The organism is Comamonas sp. F1-6 (assembly GCF_039581415.1).
In the GTDB taxonomy this organism is placed as follows: Bacteria; Pseudomonadota; Gammaproteobacteria; order Burkholderiales; family Burkholderiaceae_C; genus Comamonas; species Comamonas thiooxydans.
On the sequence record NZ_JBCPWN010000019.1, the window covers coordinates 1 to 21,173 of the forward strand.

The following is a 21,173-nucleotide window of genomic DNA, read 5'->3' on the forward strand; positions in this document are numbered from 1 at the left end:
TACAGGCCTGGCCTTTTCAGAGCCGCATCGACCGCTGGCAGGAAGTGGAGTTTCATCCCTCGCATGTGCGTATCTGGACCGGTGCCATGGATGCCGGCCAGGACAGACTGGACAACCCGGAGCGCGAAGGATTTCATATGCGCGGCTTTCACGGCGTGACGCCGGAGACGGAGACCAGCGCGCATTACTTCTGGACGATTGCGACCAATCCGCATCCGCAGATGCAGGACACGACACAGCTGGTGATCGATCAGACGGCGGCCACTTTCGAAGAAGACAAGGTGGTCATCGAAGCCCAGTTCCGCAACCAGCAGCGCTTTGGTTCACGCGCCGTGGTGGATATCCACGTGGATGTGGGTCCCAATCGCGCACGGCGCGTGATCGAGCGCTTGCGCCAGGCCGGCGCGCAAGCCTCGCAGGCGGTGGCCTAGCGACGCACAAGCAAAAGAGAAGTACCCGAGATGAAGACTGAAACCACGTTCGAGGTGCGCATTGCGCACAAGCAGGAGCAGGCAGCCGGTATCTGCAGCCTGGAATTGCGGGCTCTGGAAGGCGCCAGCCTGGCGCCGTTCAGTGCCGGCTCGCACATCGATGTGCACCTGCCTGGCGGGCTGGTGCGCCAGTATTCGCTGAGCAACGATCCCGCCGAGCTGGATCGCTATGTGATTGCCGTGCTGCGCGAGCCCGCCTCGCGCGGTGGCTCGGCGGCCGTGCACGAACAGCTGCAGGCCGGCCAGCAGATCACCATCAGCCTGCCGCGCAACCATTTCGAGCTGCATGCGCCGGCCCGCAAACACCTGCTGCTGGCAGGCGGCATAGGCATCACGCCGATTCTGGCGATGGCGCGCAAGCTGGCGAGCGACGGTGCGGATTTCGCACTGCACTACTGCGGCCGCTCGCGCGAGCGCATGGCGTTTGCCCAGACCATCGAGACTGCGCAATGGGCTGACAAGGCGCAGATCCATGTGGATGACGTGAATGGAAAGTCTTCGCTGGGATTGAGCGAATTGCTGCAGCAAAGAGAGCAGGGCCAGCATCTGTATGTGTGCGGACCCAAGGGCTTCATGGACGCCGTGCTCGACACGGCGCGAGAGGCGGGCTGGCCTGCCGAACAGCTGCACTACGAGTTCTTTGCCGCCGAAGTGGAGCACCGCGACGACGACGAGAGCTTCGAGGTGGAAGTCGCCAGCAGTGGCCAGGTAGTGCGCGTCACGCCTGCGCAGACCGTGGTGCAGGCGCTGGAGTCCATCGGCGTCTGCGTTCAGACCTCGTGCGAGCAGGGCGTCTGCGGCACCTGCCTGACACGCGTCATCTCGGGTCAGCCCGATCACCGCGATATGTATCTGACCGAAGACGAGCAGGCGGCCAATGACCAGTTCCTGCCTTGCTGCTCGCGTGCCAGGTCTGGCCGTCTGGTGCTGGATCTGTGAGAAGCGGATCGGGCAGGCTTTGACCATGCGCGGGCAGGGCTGGCGCAGCCTGCTCAAAATAGGCGTTTTCCATGAAAAGCGCCGCGTTCCCGCCATGAAGCCAGCCCTGCTAGTTCTGAACCTCCAGGTCCCCGCCCATCTGCAGCAGATGGAGCAGACCTTTGCCGACTTTGATGTGATCTATGCGCCCGAGGCCGATCAGGCCGAGGCCGCAATCGCCGCCCACGGTGCTCGCGTGCAATGCGTGTGCACGATTGGCGCGACGGGCCTGTCGGCCGCGCAGATGCAGCGCATGCCCGGGCTTTCTCTGGTCTGCGCCATGGGCGCGGGTTACGAGAACATCGACGTGGCCTATGCCAAGGCGCACGGGATTGCCGTCGGCAACGGCGTGGGGACCAATGACGACTGCGTGGCCGACCACGCCATGGGTCTGCTGATCGCCGCAGTGCGCGGCATCGTCAAGCTGGACAAGGCCACGCGTGCCGGCATCTGGCGCTCGGCCCTGCCGCTGCCGGCCAATGTCTCGGGCAAGCGCCTGGGCATCGTGGGGCTGGGCCAGATTGGCGCCAAGATCGCCAGGCGAGCGGCCGCGTTCGATATGCCCGTTGGCTATCACAACCGCAAGCCCCGCGAGGGAGTCGAGCACCAGTACTTCGACGATCTGCTGGCGCTGGCTGCCTGGGCCGATGTGCTGCTGGTGGCCACGCCCGGAGGCACTGGCACGCGCCATCTGATCAATGCCGAGGTGCTCGAGGCACTGGGCGAGAAAGGCGTGCTGGTGAATATCGCACGCGGCTCGGTGGTCGATACCCAGGCGCTGGCCGACGCCGTGCGTGCAGGCCGTCTGGCCGGTGCCGGGCTGGATGTCTACGAAAGCGAGCCGTTGCCGCCGCAGGAACTCATCGATCTAGACGCCGTGGTGCTGACGCCTCATGTGGGCGGCTGGTCGCCCGAGGCGGTGCAGAACTCGGTGGATCGCTTCATCGCCAATATGCGCTGCCATCTGGATGGCAAGCCCTTGGTCTCGCCCATCTGAGTGCTATTGAATTGAAAGCTTCTTGCGCTTGATGTTGTTGTATTTCAATACGATCTGGCATTGAAAATTCCTTATATCAAGCGCTTGTAGCTTTGATATTCATAGCAATAAAAATCCCCGCCACGGCAAGCCGTGCGGGGATTTTTACTATCTGCGGCGTCATGAAGCTGGCGCGGCCCCGCCGCCTCGCGGCGAAGGCTCCGTTCCCCTCAGGGGGAAGCCGCGGGGCCGCCTAGGCGTAGCGGCTCAGGGGGAGCTTATTTCTGGCTGGCGGCAATGGCCTTTTCGGCCTTGTCGACCAGCGGTGCGCCGATCTGGCTCTTCCACTTGTCGAATACGGGGCGCGTGGCCTTCACAAAGGCTTCGCGCTCGGCAGCGTTAGGCGTGGTCACGGTCACGCCCAGGCCGGCCAGGTCCTTGAGCAGGGGCTTGTCGGCTTCGACCAGGCCCTTGCGTGCAATGGCGATTTCTTCCTTGGCGGCATCCAGCGCGGCTTGCTTGACGATGGCCTGGTCAGTCGGTGTCCAGCTGTTCCAGATGTCCTTGTTCACCACAAAGATCAGCGGATCGTTCATATAGCCCCACATGGTCAGATGCTTCTGGCCCACGGACTGCAGCTTGGCCGCCATGTACACGCCGATGGGGTTCTCCTGGCCGTCCACGGCGCCGCTGGCCATGGCGGGCTGGGCATCGGCCCAGCTCATCTGCGTGGGATTGGCGCCCAGGGCCGTGAAGGTGTCCAGGAACAGGGGCGAGCCCACGACGCGGATCTTCATGCCCTTGAGGTCGGCAGGCGTCTTGATGGCGTGCTTGGAGTTGGAGATTTCGCGGTAGCCGTTCTCACCCCAGGCCAGAGGCACGACACCGCCTTTTTCCAGGGTCTTGAAGATTTCCTGGCCCACTTCGCCCTGGGTCACGGCATCCACGGCCTTGAAGTTGGGGAAGAGAAAGGGCATGGAGAACAGGTTCAGCGACTTGACCTGGGGCGACCAGTTGATGGTCGAGCCCACGGCCATGTCGATCACGCCCTGGCGCAGTGCGGAGAACTCGCGCGTCTGGTCGCCCTGCACCAGCGAGGTGCCGGGGTAGAGCTTGATGTTGATGCGGCCCTGGGTGCGTTCGCGCACCTTGTCGGCCCACAACTCACCGCCCTTGCCCCAGGGGAAGGCCGTGCCCAGCACCAGAGACATGCGGTATTCGCTCTTGTACTTGGTCTGTGCCATGGCCATGGGCGATGCAAAGGCCAGAGCGGCGGCAGTGGCCACGGCGGATGCGAGGAAGGTACGAAGTTTCATTTGGTTTGTCTCCCTTTTAGAAACGAAAAAATGCTTTGCTTGTTGGATGCATTGCACATGGAATCAATACGGCCCATCTCAGCGGACACCGCGCAAGGGCCGAAGCTGGCCGCGCCGCCCCCCTCCCGCGAAGCGAGAGAGGGGGGAAGTGGTGGGGCCGCCTAGGCATAGCCGCTCAGGGGGTCAATAGCCAAGTCTTGCGGGCAGCCAGAGCGCCAGCTGCGGGAAGGCAATGACCAGAATCATCACGGCGAACATGGACAGCAGCATCCAGCCTACCCAGCGCACGGTGGACTCCATGCGCACGCCCGCAATGCGGCAGCTGACCATCAGGTTCACGGCCAGCGGCGGTGTGAACTGGCCCAGTGCCACCTTGAGCGTGAGGATCACGCCAAACCAGACGGGGTCCCACTGGTAGTGGTTCATGATGGGCAGCAGCAGCGGCACAAAGATCAGGAAGATCGAGATGCCGTCGAGGAACATGCCCACGGTGATCAGCAGCAGGATCAGCAGGCCCAGCACGCCGTATTCGCCGAGACCGGAATTCACGATGGCATTAGCCACGGGATCGATCACGCCCAGGGTGGACAGCGAGAAGGCAAAAATGCCGGCCAGCGACACCACCAGCAGGATCACGGCCGACAGCTCGCCCGCTTCGCGCAGAATCGGAAACAGGTCGCGCAGGCCGATGGTGCGGTGAATCACCATGCCCACGAACAGTCCGTAGAACACGGCAACCACGGCGGCTTCGGTGGGGGTGAACCAGCCCATGCGCATGCCGCCCAGGATCAGCACCGGAGCGGCCAGGCCCCAGGAGGCCTCGCGCAGGCTTTTCCAGAACGGCGGGCGGGGCATGGAGGCTTCGAGCGCACCCATCTTGTGCTTGCGCGACATCCACACGGCGGGAATGATGAGCGCGATACCCGCCAGCACGCCGGGAATCATGCCGGCTGCGAACAGGGCCGGCACCGAAGCACCGGGCACCAGCACCGAGTAGATGATGAAGGCCACCGAAGGCGGAATCAGAATGTCCGTTGCTGCGGCTGCTCCGACCACGCTGGCGGAGAAGCTCTTGGGATAACCGGCGCGGCTCATGGCGGCAATCATCACGCCGCCCACGGCCGCTGCATTGGCCGGTCCGGAGCCGGAGATCCCGCCCAGGAACATGGCTACAGCAATCGCCACCAGCGGCAGCATGCCGGGGCCGCGGCCCACGATGGCCACGGCAAAGTTCACCAGCCTCAAGGCAACGCCCGAGCGATCGAAGATGGAGCCCACGAGCACGAACATGGGAATGGCCAGCAGCGGATATTTGCCCAGCCCGGCATAGAAATTCTGCGGCACGGCCAGCAGACCGAACCACTGTGTATCGGCATTGGCCAGGGCAATCGCGGCCGCACCGGCCAGACCGAGGGCGGCGCCTATGGGCACGCCGATGAACATCAGGCCCAGAAAGGCCACGAACAGCAAGGTGGCGATCATGCGATCTCCTTGCTGTGGTCTTTTTCCACGGGTTCGTCAGGGAAGGCGCCGGGCTTGCCCTGGCGGATGAACAGGCCGATGGCGCGTGCAGTGATCAGTGCCGAGACCACGGGCAGCCAGATCGAATACCACCATTGGGGCAGGCCGATGCCGGGCGAGGTCTCCTCGAAACGGAAGTCGTCCCAGACCACGCGCACGCTGAGCACGGCAATGATGGCAAACAGCAATGCCACCATCAGAGAGCCGAACCGGGCCAGTGCCTTGCGGCGCTGGACGGAGCCGCTGTCCGAGAAAAACTCGATGCGGATATGCTGATTGCGCGCCACGGCGGCAGAGCCTGCGACCAGGGCCAGCAAGATCATCAGAAAGACCGAGATTTCCTCGGTCCAGGCGAAGGAGGAGTTGGTGAAGTAGCGCACCAGCACATTGGCAAAGGTGATCAGGGCCAGAGCGGCCATGATGATCACGGTCAGCCAGTCTTCAATGCGCAGGGAACGAGGCTCGTCCGGGCGCGCGCCGGCATCGGCTGCACCATCGGTCTCGGGAGGAGTGGAGGACATGAACGCGGAAAGTCAGAAAAACACACAGGAGTCAGGGCAGCTCGCCTGAATGGCGTGATCCGCGCGCACTCGATGAGAATGCCCTTATGTTCACGACTTACGCAAAACGGGTTCCGGCAAGACGATTGCCTCAGGAGGCAGGCCGCGTTGCATTCTTGTTTGCGTAAGTCCTTATGTTGTTCCTTGACCTTCACGGCGTTGTGCGCCGGGATGGCTTGGAGCGAGTAGACACACCGGATAGATGTGAACAAATATTATCAAGGTATCTATGTCGCAGGGCTTACGTCCGGCGGCAGGCATTACCCTAGGGTCTGGCGACCAAGGCATGGCTCATCGTCGAGTCTGTGTTTTGTCCCGTTTACTAGCCAACAAGGATTACCTCCGTTGCACAGCTTTGGTGCAGGGCAGCGGATAATGAGAGTCTATGGAAACCAAATGGCTTGAAGATTTTGTCAGCCTTGCTGAAACCCGCAGTTTCAGCCGCTCGGCCCAGCTGCGCCACGTTACGCAGCCTGCGTTCTCGCGCCGCATCCAGGCGCTGGAGGCCTGGGCGGGCACGGATCTGGTCGACAGAAGCTCGTATCCGACGCGACTGACGCCAGCAGGCAAGACCATGTACGAGCAGGCGCTGGAGATACTGCAGTCCCTGCAGAGCACCCGCACCATGTTGCGTGCCCACGTCAGTGCGGGCAAGGGCATGGTGGGCTTTGCCGTGCCGCATACGCTGGCGTTCACGTTCTTCCCGAACTGGGTGTCGGCCGTGCACGAGAAGTTCGGCCCCTTCCGCAGCCGTCTGTTCGCACTCAATGTGCATGATGCGGTGATGCGTCTCGTGGAAGGTGGCTGCGATCTGCTGATTGCCTACTACCACTCTTCTCAGCCCTTCCAGCTGGACCCTTCGCGCTATGAGATGGTGAGCCTGGGGCATGAGGTGCTGGCTCCGTACTCCAAGCCGGACGAGAACGGCAATCCCATCTTTGCCCTGCCCGGCCGCCAGGGCCAGCCCTTGCCATACCTTGGCTATGCCGCTGGCGCTTATCTGGGGCGGGTGACGGAGCTGATCCTCAAGGAGGCGGCCGAGGCCGTGCACCTCGAGCGCGTCTATGAAACCGATATGGCCGAAGGCCTCAAGGCCATGGCACTGGAAGGTCATGGCGTGGCCTTTCTGCCCTACAGCGCGGTACGCGGCGATCTGGAGTCCGGTCGACTGGTGCGTGCAGTGCCGGAAGGTGTGACCGGTTTTCAGATGGACATGGAAGTGCGGGCCTATCGGGAAAAACCCACGGGCGATGCCCCTCAGGGAGGAGCTGCCGCGCTCTGGAACTTCCTCAAGGAGCAGGGCGAGATTGCGGGTGGCGAGGTCAAGGCTGTGTAACCTGATCGAGTGTTGCTTTTCTTCCAAAAGGGCCAGTTGGCCCTTTTTTTGCTTGTGTGACCAGCTTGCCGTGATTTCAGGTGTTTTACTGGTGAAAACCCTAATGTTATGCATCGGGTTAATACTGAATATGCAAGTTGCGCATAAGGATTTTTGCCATCGGCATTGGCTTGTGAAATCACGAAAGCATTAGAGTTCGCAGCTTGCACAAAAAGAGGTGCTGCTTTGCAACACAAGATTGAGGCGGTAAGTAGGTGGTTGCCTTCCTGAATCACCTACGGGAAAAGTCTTAGAAATGATTGCATTTCAGCCATCTTCATGACTGCACAATGTGTGCAGTACATTTGTTAACGCAACCTGTCCACCCTCACAAAGGGCGATGCGTTAAGGAGTGGCAAGCGTTTTTGGTCCTTACCAATAGGAGATCCGTATGAAGAAGCATTTGTTGGCCATCGCCGTAACCGCACTGGCAACTGGCACCGTGTTTGCCCAGGCCAATGACACCTTGGCCAAGATCAAGTCCACCGGCAGCGTCACTCTGGGCGTGCGTGAATCGTCCGGCCTGGGCTATACGCTGGGCAATGGCAAATATGTAGGCTTCCATACCGAAATGGGTGAGCGCATTCTCAAGGACATCCAGAAGCAACTGGGCCTGACAGCGCTGGAAGTGAAGTACCAGCCCGTGACCTCGCAAAACCGTATTCCTCTGGTGCAGAACGGCACCGTGGACATCGAGTGCGGCTCCACCACCAACAACACGGCTCGTCAGAAGGATGCAGCCTTTGCCTTTACCACTTATGTGGAAGAAGTGCGCATTGCCACCCGTGCCAACTCCGGCATCACCGGCATCAAGGACCTGAACGGCAAGACCATCGTGACCACGACGGGTACGACTTCCGTGCAGACCCTGCGCAAGAACAAGCGCGCCGACGGCCTGACCTTCAAGGAAGTCATGGGCAAGGACCACGCCGACAGCTTCCTGATGCTGGAAACCGGCCGCGCCGATGCCTTCATCATGGACGGCTCCATCCTGGCTGCCAATATCTCCAAGTCCAAGGCTCCCAACGATTACAAGATCGTGGGTGAAGTGCTGTCGGTGGAACCCATCGCCTGCATGATGCGCAAGGACGATCCCGCCTTCAAGAAGGCTGTGGACGAATCCATCGTGCGTCAGATCAAGGATGGTTCTCTGACCAAGCTGTACGACAAGTGGTTCCTGCAGCCCATTCCTCCCAACAACGTGAAGGTGGGTCTGCCACTGTCGGCAGCGACCAAGGATGCGTGGGCTCACCCCAACGACAAGCCCATGGAAGCTTACGAAGTCAAGTAATCCCGCCTATAGGTGTACCGCCCCTTCTGCCAAGCGGTTAGAAGGGGCTTTTTTGTTGCGAGGGCCGGTGTGAGCGTTTGCCCTCATAAACCAAGAATGAAAGAGGTGCTCGTATGAGTTGGGATTGGCAGGTGTTCTGTCAGGACACCATTACCCAAGAGGTCGGGCAGAGTTGTTTTGGCAAGAACGGTGACATCACCTATCTGGATTGGATGATGTCGGCCTGGGGCTGGACCGTGTCGGTGGCATTGCTGTCGCTGGTCATCGCTCTGGTGCTGGGCGCAGTCATCGGTACCTTGCGTACCTTGCCCGATCGTCCGTGGATAGTGCGCCTGGGCAATGCCTGGGTGGAGCTGTTCCGCAATATTCCCTTGCTGGTCCAGGTGTTCATCTGGTACCACGTGGTTCCGGCTATCTTCCCCGCAATGAAGTCCCTGCCGGGCTTTGTGCTGGTGGTGTTTGCGATCGGTTTCTTCACCTCTGCCCGTATTGCCGAGCAGGTGCGCTCCGGTATTCAGGCTTTGCCGCGGGGCCAGCGCTACGCCGGCATGGCAGTAGGTTTCACAACCTTCCAGACCTACCGCTATGTGCTGCTGCCGATGGCGTTTCGCATCATCATTCCGCCGCTGACCAGCGAGGCCATGAACGTGTTCAAGAACTCGTCCGTGGCGTTTGCCGTGTCCGTGGCCGAACTGACCATGTTCGCCATGCAGGCCCAGGAAGAGACTGCTCGTGGCGTCGAAATTTATATGGCTGTGACAGGTCTGTATGTGATTTCTGCCTTCATCATCAACCGCATCATGGCCTTCATCGAGAAGCGTTCTCGCGTGCCCGGCCTGATTGCAGCCAGCGGTGGAGGCCACTGATATGAATCTCAACCTCGACTGGTCGTTTTTCTCGTGGGACCTGTTCAGCAACTTTGTGCTGAAGGGGCTGTATTTCAGCGTGTCCTTGACCGTGATCGCCACGCTGGGCGGCATCTTCTTCGGCACCTTGCTGGCGCTGATGCGCCTGTCGGGCAAGAAGTGGCTGGACCTGCCTGCCACCATCTATGTCAACGGCATGCGCTCCATCCCGCTGGTGATGGTGATCCTGTGGTTCTTCCTGCTGATGCCCATGCTGATCGGCAAGCCCATCGGCGCGGAGACTTCGGCCATCATCACCTTTGTGGCGTTCGAAGCAGCATATTTCTCTGAAATCATGCGCGCCGGCATCCAGTCCATTCCACGTGGACAGGTGTTTGCCGGTCAGGCGCTGGGCATGACCTATGGTCAGAACATGCGTTTGGTGGTGCTGCCTCAGGCCTTCCGCAACATGCTGCCCGTGCTGCTGACCCAGACCATCATCCTGTTTCAGGATACCTCGCTGGTCTATGCGATCGGTGCCTACGACATGCTCAAGGGCTTCGAAATCGCCGGCAAGAACTTCGGCCGACCCATCGAATCCTATCTGGCGGCTGCCGTGACCTATTTTGTGATCTGCTTTGCACTGTCTTGGTTCGTCAAGCGTCTGCACAAGAAGATTGCCATTATTCGATGAAACACCCCCTGAGTCGCTTCGCGCCCTCCCCCTCAAGGGGGACGACGGCCTCGGCTGCGGGGCGGCCCTTGCTGGCCGTCCCAGGCCTGACCGAGCCCGCTGCAGGCGCTGCGATGGATCACTGACAAAAGTCGGAGTGAAAAATGATTGAACTCAAGAACGTTTCCAAGTGGTACGGCAGCTTTCAGGTGCTGTCCGATTGCTCCACCAATATCAACAAGGGCGAGGTGGTGGTGGTGTGCGGCCCTTCGGGCTCCGGCAAGTCCACGCTGATCAAGACCATCAATGCTCTGGAGCCTTTCCAGAAGGGCGAGATCTTTGTGGACGGCACGGCAGTGCACGATCCCAAGACCGATCTGCCCAAGCTGCGCAGCCGCGTGGGCATGGTGTTCCAGCACTTTGAGCTGTTCCCCCACCTGTCGGTGACGGAGAACCTGACCATCGCACAGATGAAGGTGCTGGGCCGCAGTGCTGCAGACGCCAAGACCCGTGGCCTCAAGATGCTGGACCGCGTGGGCCTGACCGCTCACAAGGACAAGTTCCCCGGCCAGCTCTCCGGCGGTCAGCAGCAGCGCGTGGCCATTGCGCGCGCTCTGTCCATGGATCCCATCGTCATGCTGTTCGACGAACCCACTTCGGCACTGGATCCCGAAATGGTGGGCGAAGTGCTGGACGTGATGATGGGCCTGGCCCATGAAGGCATGACCATGATGTGCGTGACCCACGAAATGGGATTTGCGCGCAAGGTGGCCAGCCGTGTGATCTTCATGGACGTGGGCGGCAAGATTCTGGAGGACTGCAGCAAGGAAGAGTTCTTCGGCCATCCCGAAAACCGCCAGCCGCGTACCAAGGAATTCCTCAACAAGATCCTGCAGCATTGATACCGCAGGCAAGCCGCAAAAAGGCGCTCGCAGGAGCGCCTTTTTTCATGGCGGCCGGGCCGGACTGCCGGTCAGCATTGCAGCACGCCGCGGGGGGCGCGCATCAGCGTGCTTTGACCAAACAGGCTTTGCACCAGGTCCACCACCAGCTCCGCCGTCTGGTTGCGCAGGTCCAGGGCCGGGTTGAGCTCCACAATGTCCAGCGAGGCAAGACGGCCGGAGTCGGCAATCATTTCCATGCACAGCTGGGCCTCGCGGTAGGTGGGGCCGCCGCGTACCGGTGTGCCGGTGCCGGGAGCAATGTCAGGATCGAGAAAGTCCACGTCAAAGCTCAGATGCAGGTGGATGTCCCTGTCGTTGCGTCCCAGCAGGCTGACCAGGGCGCGGCGCATCACTTCACGCATGCCCAGTTCGTCGATGGCCCGCATGTCGTAGACCTCCAGCCCCAGCTCTCGGATCATGTGCTTTTCGCTCTCGTCCACGCTGCGCAGGCCGATCTGGCAGAACGATGAGGCGGGCAGGGCGGGAGTCGTGCCCGACAGCGAGGCCAGTTCCGCCGGTCCCAGTCCGCAGAGGCTTGAAACCGGCATGCCGTGCAGATTGCCCGTGGGCGAACTTTCGGGGGTGTTGCAATCCGAATGGGCATCCAGCCAGAGCACGCGCAGCTGCTTGCCCGTGGCGCGGCAATGGCGGGCCACGGCGCTGATGGAGCCTGTGGCCAGCGTATGGTCGCCACCCAGCAGTATGGGCAGCCGGTGTTGCTGCAGCACCTGCAGCACTGCGTCATGGGCGATCCGGTTCCAGCTCAGGCATTCGGCCAGATTGCGCAGACCCTGGGCATCGCGCGCGCCACGTGGGTTGGCGGGGCCGCTCAGATTGCCCAGATCGTTGACCTGCACCCCCAGCCGTTGCAGCGCTGGACCGAGCTGGGCCACACGCAGGGCATCGGGCCCCATGGCCGCGCCAAGGCGCGAGGCACCGATATCGGTGGGCAGACCTATCAGTGTGGACGATGTGTATGCCATGAGCCGCTCCGCTTCAGGCCGTCTTACGGGCCGCAAGATTGATGATCTGGGGACTGGCTGCCTGTCTCACCATGGCAAACAGATCCTTGGGGTCGGCGAGCTCCGGCACCAGCTCGATCTGTGACAGCAGGCCTGCGCCTTGCGCCAGGCTATGCATGGTGCGCAGCGCCGAGTAGTCCTCCAGCGCGAAGCCAACGGAGTCGAACAAGGTGATCTGGGCGTCCGATGTCCGGCCCGGCGCCAGCTTCTGCAGCACGCGCCACAGCTCGGTCACGGCAAAGTCGGCCGGCATCTGTTGCAGCTCGCCCTCGATGCGCGTCTGCGGCTCGTACTCGACAAAGACCTGCGCACGCTGCAGGGCGCTGGCATCGAACTCTGTCTTGCCGGGGCAATCACCGCCCACGGCATTGATATGCATGCCGGGCTCCAGCAAATGCCCGGGGATGATGGTGGCGCGGGTCTTGTCGGCGGTGGCGGTGGTCACGATGTCCGTGCCGGCCACGGCGTCTCGCACGCTGGTGCAGACGATGGCCGTAGCGGAAAAATCGGGCAGGAACGGCTGCAGGTTGTGCAGCAGCTTTTGCGAGGCCGCAGGGTCGATGTCGAACAGGCGCAGCTCGCGCACGCCCAGCAACTCCATGAAGGCCAGAGCCTGGAATTCGCTTTGCGAGCCATTGCCGATCAGCGCCATGCTGCGGTTGCCGGCGCGCGCCAGATGGCGCGCGGCCATGGCGGATGTGGCGGCGGTGCGCAAGGCCGTGGTCAGCGTCAGCTCGCTGACAAAGCGCGGCATGCCGGTGGCGACATCGGCCAGCGCGCCGAAAGCCATCACGGTGGGAAGGCCCAGGCGCGGATTGTGCGGGTGGCCGTTGACGTATTTGAAGGCGTAGTCTCGCGCATCTGCCACCGGCATCAGCTCGATCACGCCGCTGGCGGAATGGGCTGCGGTACGCGCGCTTTTGTCGAAGTCCTGCCAGCGGCCGAAGTCGGCCTCCAGGGCTTGGCTGATCAGGCGCAGCACCTGGGTGATGCCGACGCGCGCGACCAGCCGGGCTGCGTCGCTGGCGCTGAGAAAGTCGGTGCGCAATGGTGTGCCGGCCAGAGCTTGAGGAACAGACATAAGACCTCCTCCTTGGCTTCATTTTTGAGGATTTTTGCGCCAAATGCCAGAGAGAAGAGCCTGTGACCGCCGTGGGAGCACTGCTCTTGCGGGGTCGGGTGCGGCCTTGCCGCCAGCGAAGATGGGACAATATCGGCCATGACTCAGACCATCACGATTACCCGCCCCGATGATTGGCACTTGCATGTGCGCGATGGCGATGCCATGCGCTGCGTGGTGCCGCACACTGCCCGCCAGATGGGCCGTGCCATCATCATGCCCAACCTCAAGCCCCCGGTCACCACGGCGGAGATGGCTGCGGACTACCGCGCCCGCATTCTGTCGGCCGTGCCTGAAGGCAGCCAGTTCCAGCCGCTGATGACGCTGTATCTGACGGACAACCTGGGCCCTCAGGAAATCGTGCGCGCCAAGGCGGCCGGCGTGGTGGCCTGCAAGCTTTATCCCGCAGGTGCCACGACCAACTCCGACCATGGCGTGACCGATCTGCGCAAGATCTACCCGACGCTGCAAGCCATGCAGCGCGAAGGCCTGGTGCTGCTGGTGCATGGTGAAGTCACCGATCAGAGCATCGACCTCTTCGACCGCGAAGCCGTGTTCATCGAGCAGCAGCTCAAGCCTCTGCGCAAGGATTTTCCCGAGCTCAAGATCGTCATGGAGCATGTGACGACTAAGGAAGCCGCCGAGTACGTGGCTGAGGCCGATGATTTCCTGGCTGCGACCATCACGCCCCAGCATCTGCTGTTCAACCGCAACGCCATCTTCCTGGGCGGCGTGCGCCCGCATTTCTATTGCCTGCCGGTCCTCAAGCGCGAAACCCATCGCCTGGCGCTGGTGCAGGCCGCTACCAGCGGCAGCAGCAAGTTCTTCCTGGGCACGGACAGCGCACCCCATGCAGCGCATCTGAAGGAAGCCGCGACCGGCTGCGCCGGCTGCTACAGTGCCCACGCCGCCATCGAGATGTATGCCGAGGTGTTCGACGGCGTCGGGGCTCTCGACAAACTGGAAGCCTTTGCCTCCTTCAACGGAGCCGACTTCTATGGCCTGCCCCGCAACACCGACACCATCACCCTGGTCAAGGAAAGCTGGACGCCGCCTGTGAGTTTTGAATACGGCGAAGGGGCGCAGCTCAAGCCACTGCGCTTTGGCGAAGCCCTGCCCTGGAAGATGCTGGATTAAGAACAGTAGCTGCAAGCGCCTGTGTTCACTTGAATCAAAGGTGTTTTCGGTCTGAAATCAATAAAGGAGTTGCGCAAGCTGCTCCTTTTTTAGTTTGGCTTTGAGCATGGCCTCGGTTAGGCTTGGCCAAACAGCGCTCAGGAGATTGCATGCCCAACGATGTCCAGCCCAAGATTGCCTTGCTGATCGATGCGGACAACGCGCCCGCAGAGATGATTGACGAGATATTGACCGAGCTATCCACCTTCGGCCTGATCAATATTCGCCGTGCCTATGGCAACTGGACCAAGGCCGGTCTGCATGGCTGGCAGAGCAAGCTGCTGGAGTACGCCGTGCGGCCCATGCAGCAGTTTGACTACTCCAAGGGCAAGAACGCGACCGACATGGCCATGACGGTGGATGCCATGGAGCTGCTCTATACCGAAAAGCCCGATGCCTTCGGCATCGTTTCCTCGGACGCCGACTTCACGCCGCTGGTCATGCATTTGCGCGCCAAGGGCGCTGCGGTCTATGGATTCGGCGCGGAGCAGACGCCCAGGGCTTTCGTCAATGCCTGCTCGCGCTTTCTGTATTTCGATGCGCTCAAGGAACTCGGCGACGGCATTGTCAGCCGCAGCGAACGCCGCGAGGCGCTGGAGGCCGAGGCAGTTCCACGTGCAGTGCCTGCAGCAAGCCAGCCATCCGAGCAGACCCTCCCTGTCAGCAATGGCAAGGTGGCCGGTGGCACGGGCGCTGCGGCCCCGGCATGCACCACGTTGCGCGTGCCTTCGCACATGCTCAAGGAAGACAGGCAGCTCATTGCCATGCTGCGCGATGCCGTCAAGGCGACGCAGGACGAAGCCGGCTGGGCACGTGTGGCTGCGGTGGGCACGCATATCGGCAACAAGCTGTCGTTTGATGCGCGCAACTATGGCTATGCCTCGCTGACCAAGCTCATGGCCGCGACCCAGGTCTTCGAGTTGCGTGACGAGGGCACGGCCAGGGTGGCGGTGCGCGATCTGCGTGGGCATCAGGACGAGGTGCTGCCTTGATGCAGCCAGCCGCAATGCCGTCAGTGGATTGGGCCATTGACTGGCAGGTGCCCTGGCTGGCACCGCTGCAAGCGCTTGGACGTCAGGTTCATGACCGGGTGCTGGGCGGTGCCGGCGTGGCCCGGGCCTTGCAGGAAGTGGCTGCCGCCCACGGACTGCTGCCGGGCTGGCAGTTTGTCGATCAGCTGCAGCTGCCTGCCGGTCAGGCCTATGAAGCATTCATCCACAGAGAGCGCAGCATTCCCACGCGCGACAATCTGCATGACTTCTTCAACGGCCTGATCTGGCTGCACTGGCCGTTGCTCAAGCAGCGGCTCAACGCGCTGCAGGCGGCCGAGATAGAGCGCCAGGGCGTGGGGGCGCAGCGCGGGCGCCTGCGCGATTCGATCACGGTGCTGGACGAGAACGGCGGCTTGCTGCTGGCGCCGCAGGCACTGTGCGATGCGCTGCGCGACAAGCGCTGGCAGGAGCTGTTTGTGGCCCGGCGTGTGCTGTGGGCGCAGGCGCGCTTTCTTCCCATAGGCCATGCCCTGCTGGAAAAGCTGGTTCAGCCGCGCAAGGCCATTACCGCGCATGTGATCTGCGTGCCGCTGGGGCAGGCTCCAGGGCTGGCATCGCTGGCCGAGGCAGACGGCTGGCTGGACGATCAGTTGCGCACACAGTCTTGCAATCTGGCCAGCAAGCCCTATCTACCAATTCCCATATTGGGAATCCCGGACTGGTGCCTGCAAAACCAGAACTTTTCCTTCTATGATGACTCTCTAGTTTTCCGAGCCCCACGTACCGCACAAACAACACAACAACGGGTACTGCCAGAAACAGAACTGGCTTGATGCGCATTCGTCCTGCACAGGCGGTGCCTCAGGGGTTCTGGTCATTTTGTCCCCTGTGTGGAGTACACCCTCGATGAAACGTATTGCCTTATTTCTACTGACCAATATCGCCGTGGTGGCGGTATTGGGCATCGTCGCCAGCCTGCTGGGCGTCAACCGCTACCTCACTGCCAACGGCCTCAATCTGGGCGCCCTGCTGGGCTTTGCCTTCATCATGGGCTTTGGCGGCGCCATCATCTCGCTGCTGATCTCCAAGCCCATGGCCAAGTGGACATCGGGCGTGCAGGTCATCAACGAGCCGCGCAACGCCGACGAGGCCTGGATCGTCAACACCGTGCGCGGCTTTGCCGAAAAGGCTGGCATCGGCATGCCCGAGGTCGGCATCTATGAGGGCGAGCCCAACGCCTTTGCGACCGGCGCTTTCAAGAACTCGGCCCTGGTGGCCGTGTCCACAGGTCTGCTCGAAGGCATGACGCGTGAAGAGGTCGAGGCCGTGATCGGTCACGAAGTGGCCCACATCGCCAATGGCGACATGGTGACCATGACGCTGATCCAGGGCGTGATGAACACCTTTGTGGTCTTCCTCTCGCGCGTGATCGGCTATGCGGTCGACTCCTTCCTGCGCCGCAACGACGAGCAAAGCTCCGGCCCCGGCATCGGCTACATGATCACCACCGTGGTGCTGGATATCCTGCTGGGCTTTGTCGCCGCCATGATCGTGGCCTGGTTCTCGCGCCAGCGCGAGTTCCGTGCCGACGCGGGTGCTGCCCAGCTCATGGGGCGCAAGCAGCCCATGATGAATGCGCTGGCCCGTCTGGGCGGAATGCATCCGGGCGAGCTGCCCAAGAGCGTGGCGGCCATGGGCATTGCCGGTGGCATCGGCCAGCTGTTCTCTACCCACCCGCCCATCGAGCAGCGCATTGCTGCACTGCAGAACGCCCGCTAAGCGTACGCATGTGTAAACGGCAGTAGCCGGTCTTTACCGCTGCTTCACAAGCCCCTGTCAACAACCGGCAGGGGCTTTTGCGTTGTAGGAGCATATACATGTCCCCGGACTTTCAGGAGTTGCGATGTCCTTCATCTCTCAAACCATGACCCGCCGACTGCTGCCGGTCTTGCTGCTGGGCGGCTCCGCTGCCCTGCTTACGGGCTGCGTGGTGGCCCCGGCCTATCCGGCTTATGGAACCGAGGTGGTTGCGGGCGACGTCTATGCACCCATGGCCCCGCCTCCCCTGATCAACGAGGTGATCCCGGTGGCTCCCTCGCCGGCTTATGTCTGGATCGGCGGCTCCTGGGGCTGGGGCGGCGGGCGCTACAACTGGCGTCCCGGCCGCTGGGCCATGCCGCCACGTCCCGGCTACGGCTGGCATGAGGGTGGGTGGAATCATGGTCCTGGCGGCTGGCATCACGGCGGCGGCCATTGGGGACCGCGCCGCTGAGGGCGTCCGCTAGGTGACAAGAGAGGGCATCCGCCCGCTAGGCGGGCCGTGCCTGCATCGCTAGAGTCGGATGCAGGAGGTTTGCCGTGAATCCTGCTCTTGTCACCCGCCGCGAAGGCGCTGTTCTCGTTCTCTCCAACAACAACCAGGCAGCGCGCAATGCGCTGTCGCCCGAGTATTACTACGCGGTCATGGAAGCGCTGCGTGCGGCCGGCACCGATGCCTCGGTGGCCGCCGTGATTCTGACGGGCGAGGGCGGTCATTTCTGCGCTGGCGGCGATCTGAACCAGCTGGCAACGAGGCGCGAGATGCCGCTGGCCGAACGCCGCCTAAAGCTTGAGGATCTCAACCATCTGATTCGTGCCATACGCGACTGCCCCAAGCCTGTGATCGCGGCGGTGGAGGGCGCTGCCGCTGGTGCAGGCCTGTCTCTGGCCATGGCATGCGACATGCTGGTGGCGGCAAGGTCGGCGGTTTTCTCGGTGGCCTATGTGAAGGTCGGCCTCACACCCGACGGTGGCGCGACTTCGTTTCTGGCCGAGTTCATGTCCCGTCAATTGCTGACCGAGCTCTGCCTGACGGGCGAGCGCATCAGCGGCGAGCGCATGCATGCGCATGGCTGCATCAACCGTTTGACGGAGCCGGGCCAGGCCCTGGCTCAAGCGCTGGAGCTGGCGCGGCAACTGGCCCAGGGGCCGGAAGTGGCGACCGCGCGTATCAAGGCACTGTGCCGGGTGGCACACCGCCACAGCCTGGAGCAACAGCTGGCGCTGGAGGCCGACCATATGGTCGAGGCCCAGGGCAGCGAGGAGTCTCGCGAAGGCATTGCGGCCTTTCTGGAAAAGCGTGCGCCTGATTTTGCCAGGCTGCGCGGAGCCTGACAGGTCGTTTCCTGCGGCCTAGCGAACCGTGTAGTTGAGCTGGAACATCACGCCGGCATTGCCCAGCACATTGATCTGGGTGCCCCAGTTGCTGTTGAAGTCATAGCCCACGGCCGGAATGGCCGTGATGCCCCAGCCATGCCTGTTGTTGAACGGGATCTTCTTGTTGTACGGAAACTTGTAGCCGTGAATGATGCCGCCCGTGACCTTGAAGAAAAGGCCTGGCACGCTGTCAAAAGGCCTGAATCGCCAGCCGTAATAGGCGTACTGGCTGGGCTGGCCGAATGAGTTCCTGAAATAGGCAAATCCCGCGATATGGCGCTCGTCCAGCTCCTTCTCGGCCTGGATCAGCCAGACATAGGCGTGCTTTTGTTCGTCGGGCTCGAAATCGTTTTCCTTTTTGGCATCGGAGAAATGCCAGTCCAGGGGGGCGTAGCCGAGCATCCAGCCCGATAGCGCCGAGGGCTTGTCGGCGCTCTTGTCCGCCGCAGCAGCGGGATCACTGGTTTGTGCGCCGGCACTGGCGGCTGCCAGCCAGCAGGCCAGTCCCAGGGACACGGAGGCAGGGGCAGGTCGCAGAGGTTTCATGGAGACGCTTGGCGTGCAATGAAGTCACCAGCGTAGCGATGCCAAACCTGGTGCATTGTCAGTCAGCGTCCAAAAACTTGTGAAGCCATGACGTCTGGTATGGACGCACCCATCAAAGGCAGCCAGCAGCAGGGCTGGCATGCCTGGGGGGCAGCGCGGCTGCCTGCCCCCGATTAGAGGGCGCCGCCCGAGCCGCGCGCGCCCGAGGAGGGCACCTCGACGCCGAGAATCGCGGCTGCAACGGCCTCGCCGACCTTGATGCCGTCCACACCGGCCGACAGAATGCCGCCCGCATAACTGGCACCTTCGCCGGCCGGGTACAGACCGCGCGTGTTGTCGCTCTGGAAGTCGGCGCCGCGACCGATCTTGACCGGGGACGAGGTGCGGGTTTCCACACCGGTCAGCACGGCATCCTTCATGTCGTAGCCGCGAATCTTTTTGCCAAAGGCGGGCAGGGCCTCGCGCATGGCTTCGATCGCATAGGCGGGCAGGGCCTGGTGCAGATCGCCGAGGCTGATGCCGGGCTTGTACGAGGGTTGCACCTCGCCAAATTCGGTGGAGGGCTTGCCAGTCACAAAGTCGCCCACGAGCTGGCCGGGCGCACTGTAGTTCTGGCCGCCGAGCACATAGGCTTGGGACTCCAGCTGGCGCTGCAGCACAATGCCGGAGAGCGGGTGATGCTCGCCTTTTTGCAGCTTTTCGACGCCGAAGGTCTTGCCGTCGAAGGCCCAGGCAAAGCTCTCGGCGTCTTGCGGGTAGTCTTCGGGGCTGATGGCGCAGACCATGCCGGCATTGGCATTGCGCTCGGCGCGCGAATACTGGCTCATGCCGTTGGTGACGACGCGCCCGGGTTCGCTGGTCGCTGCCACCACGGTGCCGCCCGGGCACATGCAAAAGCTATAGACGGCGCGGCCATTTTTGGCATGGTGCACCAGCTTGTAGTCGGCAGCGCCCAGCAGCGGGTGGCCGGCATCCTTGCCCCAGCGGGCGCGGTCGATCACGCTTTGCGGATGCTCGATGCGAAAGCCCACGGAGAAGGGCTTGGCCTCCATGGCCACACCGCGCTCGTAGAACATGGCAAAAGTGTCGCGCGAGCTGTGGCCCAGCGCCATCACGGCATGATGGGTGGGCAGCGCATAGCTTTGGCCTGTGGCCTGGTCGAGCACCTGCAGACCGACCAGTTGGCGCTGGCCGTCGACTTCTTCGATCTGTACATCGGTCACGCGCTGCTCGAAGCGGATTTCGCCGCCCAGGCGCACGATTTCCTCGCGAATGCCTTCGACCAGTTTGACCAGCTTGAAAGTGCCGATATGGGGGTGAGCCGCGTAGAGAATTTCGGGCGGAGCACCATAGGTCACGAACTCGGTCAGCACCTTGCGGCCCAGATGGCGCGGGTCCTTGATCTGGCTGTAGAGCTTGCCGTCGGAGAAGGTGCCGGCGCCGCCTTCGCCGTACTGCACATTGGACTCGGGCGTCAGCTCGCGCTTGCGCCACAGGCGCCAGGTGTCCTTGGTGCGCTCGCGCACGGTCTTGCCGCGCTCCAGCACGATGGGCTTGAAGCCCATCTGGGCCAGCACCAGTCCGGCAAACATGCCGCAGGGTCCAAAGCCCACGACCACGGGGCGCTCGTTCATATCCGCCGGGGCCTGGCCCACGGGTTTCCAGCTCATGTCGGGCGTGGGATTGACATGGGGGTGGTCGGCAAACTGCGTCAGCAGCGCGGCCTCCTGGCTCTCGTCGGCCAGCGTGATATCGACGATGTAGACGGCCAGCAGCTCCGCCTTGCGCGCATCGAAGCTGCGTTTGTGCACATGCAGCTTTGCAATGGCGGCGGCCGCAATTTCCAGGCGCTCGGCCGCAAGCTGCGTGAGCTTGTCCGTAGGCTGGTATTCGGTGTGGTTCTCGGGGTGGTATTCAACCGCCGAGAGAGGGAGTTTGAGTTCTGCGATCCGGATCATGGCTTGTACCTATCAAGCAAGGGTCTGGATGGTACGGCAAAGACCTGATGACTGCGCGACAAGGCCATGGTGACCTCGAGCTTTGTTGTGCTTATCGATTCTAAAAAGATAGCTTCTTGCGCTTGCTCCATCTCATGTTTTCATCTCTATAAACACGAAGTTACTATGTAGAAAGCGCAGCCAGCTATGTATTT

General features: G+C 62.2%; 20 protein-coding genes and 1 pseudogene. 14 read left to right on the forward strand and 7 right to left on the reverse strand.

The window, feature by feature from the left end:
* From AAIL66_RS17815 to AAIL66_RS17825, 3 genes and pseudogenes are all read left to right on the forward strand, one after another.
* Positions 1–431 (forward strand): annotated as a pseudogene (locus AAIL66_RS17815) (aromatic ring-hydroxylating dioxygenase subunit alpha); the annotation flags it as partial.
* 30 nt (positions 432–461) lie between these two features.
* Positions 462–1,430 carry a PDR/VanB family oxidoreductase gene (locus tag AAIL66_RS17820; RefSeq protein WP_343497346.1) on the forward strand — a complete coding sequence of 323 codons (969 nt, stop codon included), beginning with the start codon at positions 462–464 and terminating at the stop codon, positions 1,428–1,430.
* A 94-nt stretch (positions 1,431–1,524) separates the two neighbouring features.
* Positions 1,525–2,466: a 2-hydroxyacid dehydrogenase gene (locus AAIL66_RS17825; protein ID WP_343497381.1), complete on the forward strand. Its 942-nt coding sequence runs from the start codon at positions 1,525–1,527 to the stop codon at positions 2,464–2,466.
* Between the two features lie 257 nt (positions 2,467–2,723).
* On the opposite strand, the gene AAIL66_RS17830 is transcribed toward AAIL66_RS17825, so the two are convergent.
* The 3 genes from AAIL66_RS17830 to AAIL66_RS17840 form a co-directional block, all read right to left on the reverse strand.
* Positions 2,724–3,761 (reverse strand): DctP family TRAP transporter solute-binding subunit, encoded by a 1,038-nt coding sequence (locus tag AAIL66_RS17830; protein ID WP_343497347.1) that lies wholly within the window; start codon positions 3,759–3,761, stop codon positions 2,724–2,726.
* A gap of 183 nt (positions 3,762–3,944) precedes the next feature.
* The gene (locus tag AAIL66_RS17835) at positions 3,945–5,243 is read right to left on the reverse strand and encodes a TRAP transporter large permease (protein WP_034354459.1); all 1,299 of its coding nucleotides are present in this window, start codon (positions 5,241–5,243) and stop codon (positions 3,945–3,947) included.
* The gene (locus tag AAIL66_RS17840; RefSeq protein ID WP_003068089.1) at positions 5,240–5,803 is read right to left on the reverse strand and encodes a TRAP transporter small permease; all 564 of its coding nucleotides are present in this window, start codon (positions 5,801–5,803) and stop codon (positions 5,240–5,242) included. Before AAIL66_RS17840 ends, AAIL66_RS17835 begins: the two co-directional genes overlap by 4 nt.
* A 424-nt stretch (positions 5,804–6,227) precedes the next feature.
* On the opposite strand from AAIL66_RS17840, the gene AAIL66_RS17845 reads away from it, so the two are divergent.
* The 5 genes from AAIL66_RS17845 to AAIL66_RS17865 all read left to right on the forward strand — a co-directional run bounded on the left by AAIL66_RS17845 (position 6,228) and on the right by AAIL66_RS17865 (position 10,928).
* The gene (locus AAIL66_RS17845) at positions 6,228–7,178 is read left to right on the forward strand and encodes a LysR substrate-binding domain-containing protein (RefSeq protein WP_034354456.1); all 951 of its coding nucleotides are present in this window, start codon (positions 6,228–6,230) and stop codon (positions 7,176–7,178) included.
* A gap of 430 nt (positions 7,179–7,608) precedes the next feature.
* On the forward strand, positions 7,609–8,508 hold the full coding sequence (locus AAIL66_RS17850; protein ID WP_003051113.1) for a transporter substrate-binding domain-containing protein: 900 nt from the start codon (positions 7,609–7,611) through the stop codon (positions 8,506–8,508).
* Between the two features lie 113 nt (positions 8,509–8,621).
* Positions 8,622–9,374, forward strand: coding sequence for an amino acid ABC transporter permease (locus AAIL66_RS17855; RefSeq protein ID WP_003068095.1), 753 nt, complete (start codon positions 8,622–8,624; stop codon positions 9,372–9,374).
* A gap of 1 nt (position 9,375) precedes the next feature.
* Entirely contained in the window at positions 9,376–10,047 is a 672-nt protein-coding gene (locus AAIL66_RS17860) for an amino acid ABC transporter permease (RefSeq protein ID WP_003068096.1), read from the forward strand.
* A 143-nt stretch (positions 10,048–10,190) separates the two neighbouring features.
* Positions 10,191–10,928 carry an amino acid ABC transporter ATP-binding protein gene (locus tag AAIL66_RS17865; protein WP_034354453.1) on the forward strand — a complete coding sequence of 246 codons (738 nt, stop codon included), beginning with the start codon at positions 10,191–10,193 and terminating at the stop codon, positions 10,926–10,928.
* A gap of 71 nt (positions 10,929–10,999) precedes the next feature.
* Here AAIL66_RS17865 and rocF read toward each other — a convergent pair whose 3' ends face one another.
* Positions 11,000–11,953 (reverse strand): arginase, encoded by a 954-nt coding sequence (rocF, locus tag AAIL66_RS17870; RefSeq protein ID WP_343497348.1) that lies wholly within the window; start codon positions 11,951–11,953, stop codon positions 11,000–11,002.
* Positions 11,954–11,966: 13 nt separating this feature from the next.
* The gene (locus tag AAIL66_RS17875) at positions 11,967–13,073 is read right to left on the reverse strand and encodes an ornithine cyclodeaminase (RefSeq protein WP_034354445.1); all 1,107 of its coding nucleotides are present in this window, start codon (positions 13,071–13,073) and stop codon (positions 11,967–11,969) included.
* Between the two features lie 129 nt (positions 13,074–13,202).
* Between AAIL66_RS17875 and pyrC the strand changes: the two genes are divergently transcribed.
* From pyrC to AAIL66_RS17905, 6 genes are all read left to right on the forward strand, one after another.
* On the forward strand, positions 13,203–14,249 hold the full coding sequence (gene pyrC / locus AAIL66_RS17880; protein WP_034391035.1) for a dihydroorotase: 1,047 nt from the start codon (positions 13,203–13,205) through the stop codon (positions 14,247–14,249).
* 149 nt (positions 14,250–14,398) lie between these two features.
* A complete protein-coding gene (locus AAIL66_RS17885; protein ID WP_034377143.1) occupies positions 14,399–15,280 on the forward strand; it encodes an NYN domain-containing protein in 882 nt (293 codons plus the stop codon).
* Between the two features lie 14 nt (positions 15,281–15,294).
* Positions 15,295–16,113 carry a DUF3025 domain-containing protein gene (locus AAIL66_RS17890; RefSeq protein WP_343497350.1) on the forward strand — a complete coding sequence of 273 codons (819 nt, stop codon included), beginning with the start codon at positions 15,295–15,297 and terminating at the stop codon, positions 16,111–16,113.
* 73 nt (positions 16,114–16,186) lie between these two features.
* Positions 16,187–17,059 (forward strand): protease HtpX, encoded by an 873-nt coding sequence (gene htpX, locus AAIL66_RS17895; RefSeq protein ID WP_003068113.1) that lies wholly within the window; start codon positions 16,187–16,189, stop codon positions 17,057–17,059.
* A 124-nt stretch (positions 17,060–17,183) separates the two neighbouring features.
* Positions 17,184–17,552, forward strand: a complete 369-nt coding sequence (locus AAIL66_RS17900; protein ID WP_003068115.1) for a YXWGXW repeat-containing protein — start codon at positions 17,184–17,186, stop codon at positions 17,550–17,552.
* A gap of 86 nt (positions 17,553–17,638) precedes the next feature.
* Positions 17,639–18,433: an enoyl-CoA hydratase gene (locus AAIL66_RS17905; RefSeq protein WP_343497352.1), complete on the forward strand. Its 795-nt coding sequence runs from the start codon at positions 17,639–17,641 to the stop codon at positions 18,431–18,433.
* A gap of 18 nt (positions 18,434–18,451) precedes the next feature.
* Here the strand turns inward: AAIL66_RS17905 and AAIL66_RS17910 are convergent, their stop codons facing one another.
* A complete protein-coding gene (locus tag AAIL66_RS17910) occupies positions 18,452–19,021 on the reverse strand; it encodes a hypothetical protein (RefSeq protein ID WP_034354426.1) in 570 nt (189 codons plus the stop codon).
* A 173-nt stretch (positions 19,022–19,194) separates the two neighbouring features.
* Positions 19,195–20,979, reverse strand: a complete 1,785-nt coding sequence (locus tag AAIL66_RS17915; RefSeq protein ID WP_343497353.1) for an FAD-dependent protein — start codon at positions 20,977–20,979, stop codon at positions 19,195–19,197.
* Positions 20,980–21,173: the final 194 nt, after the last annotated feature.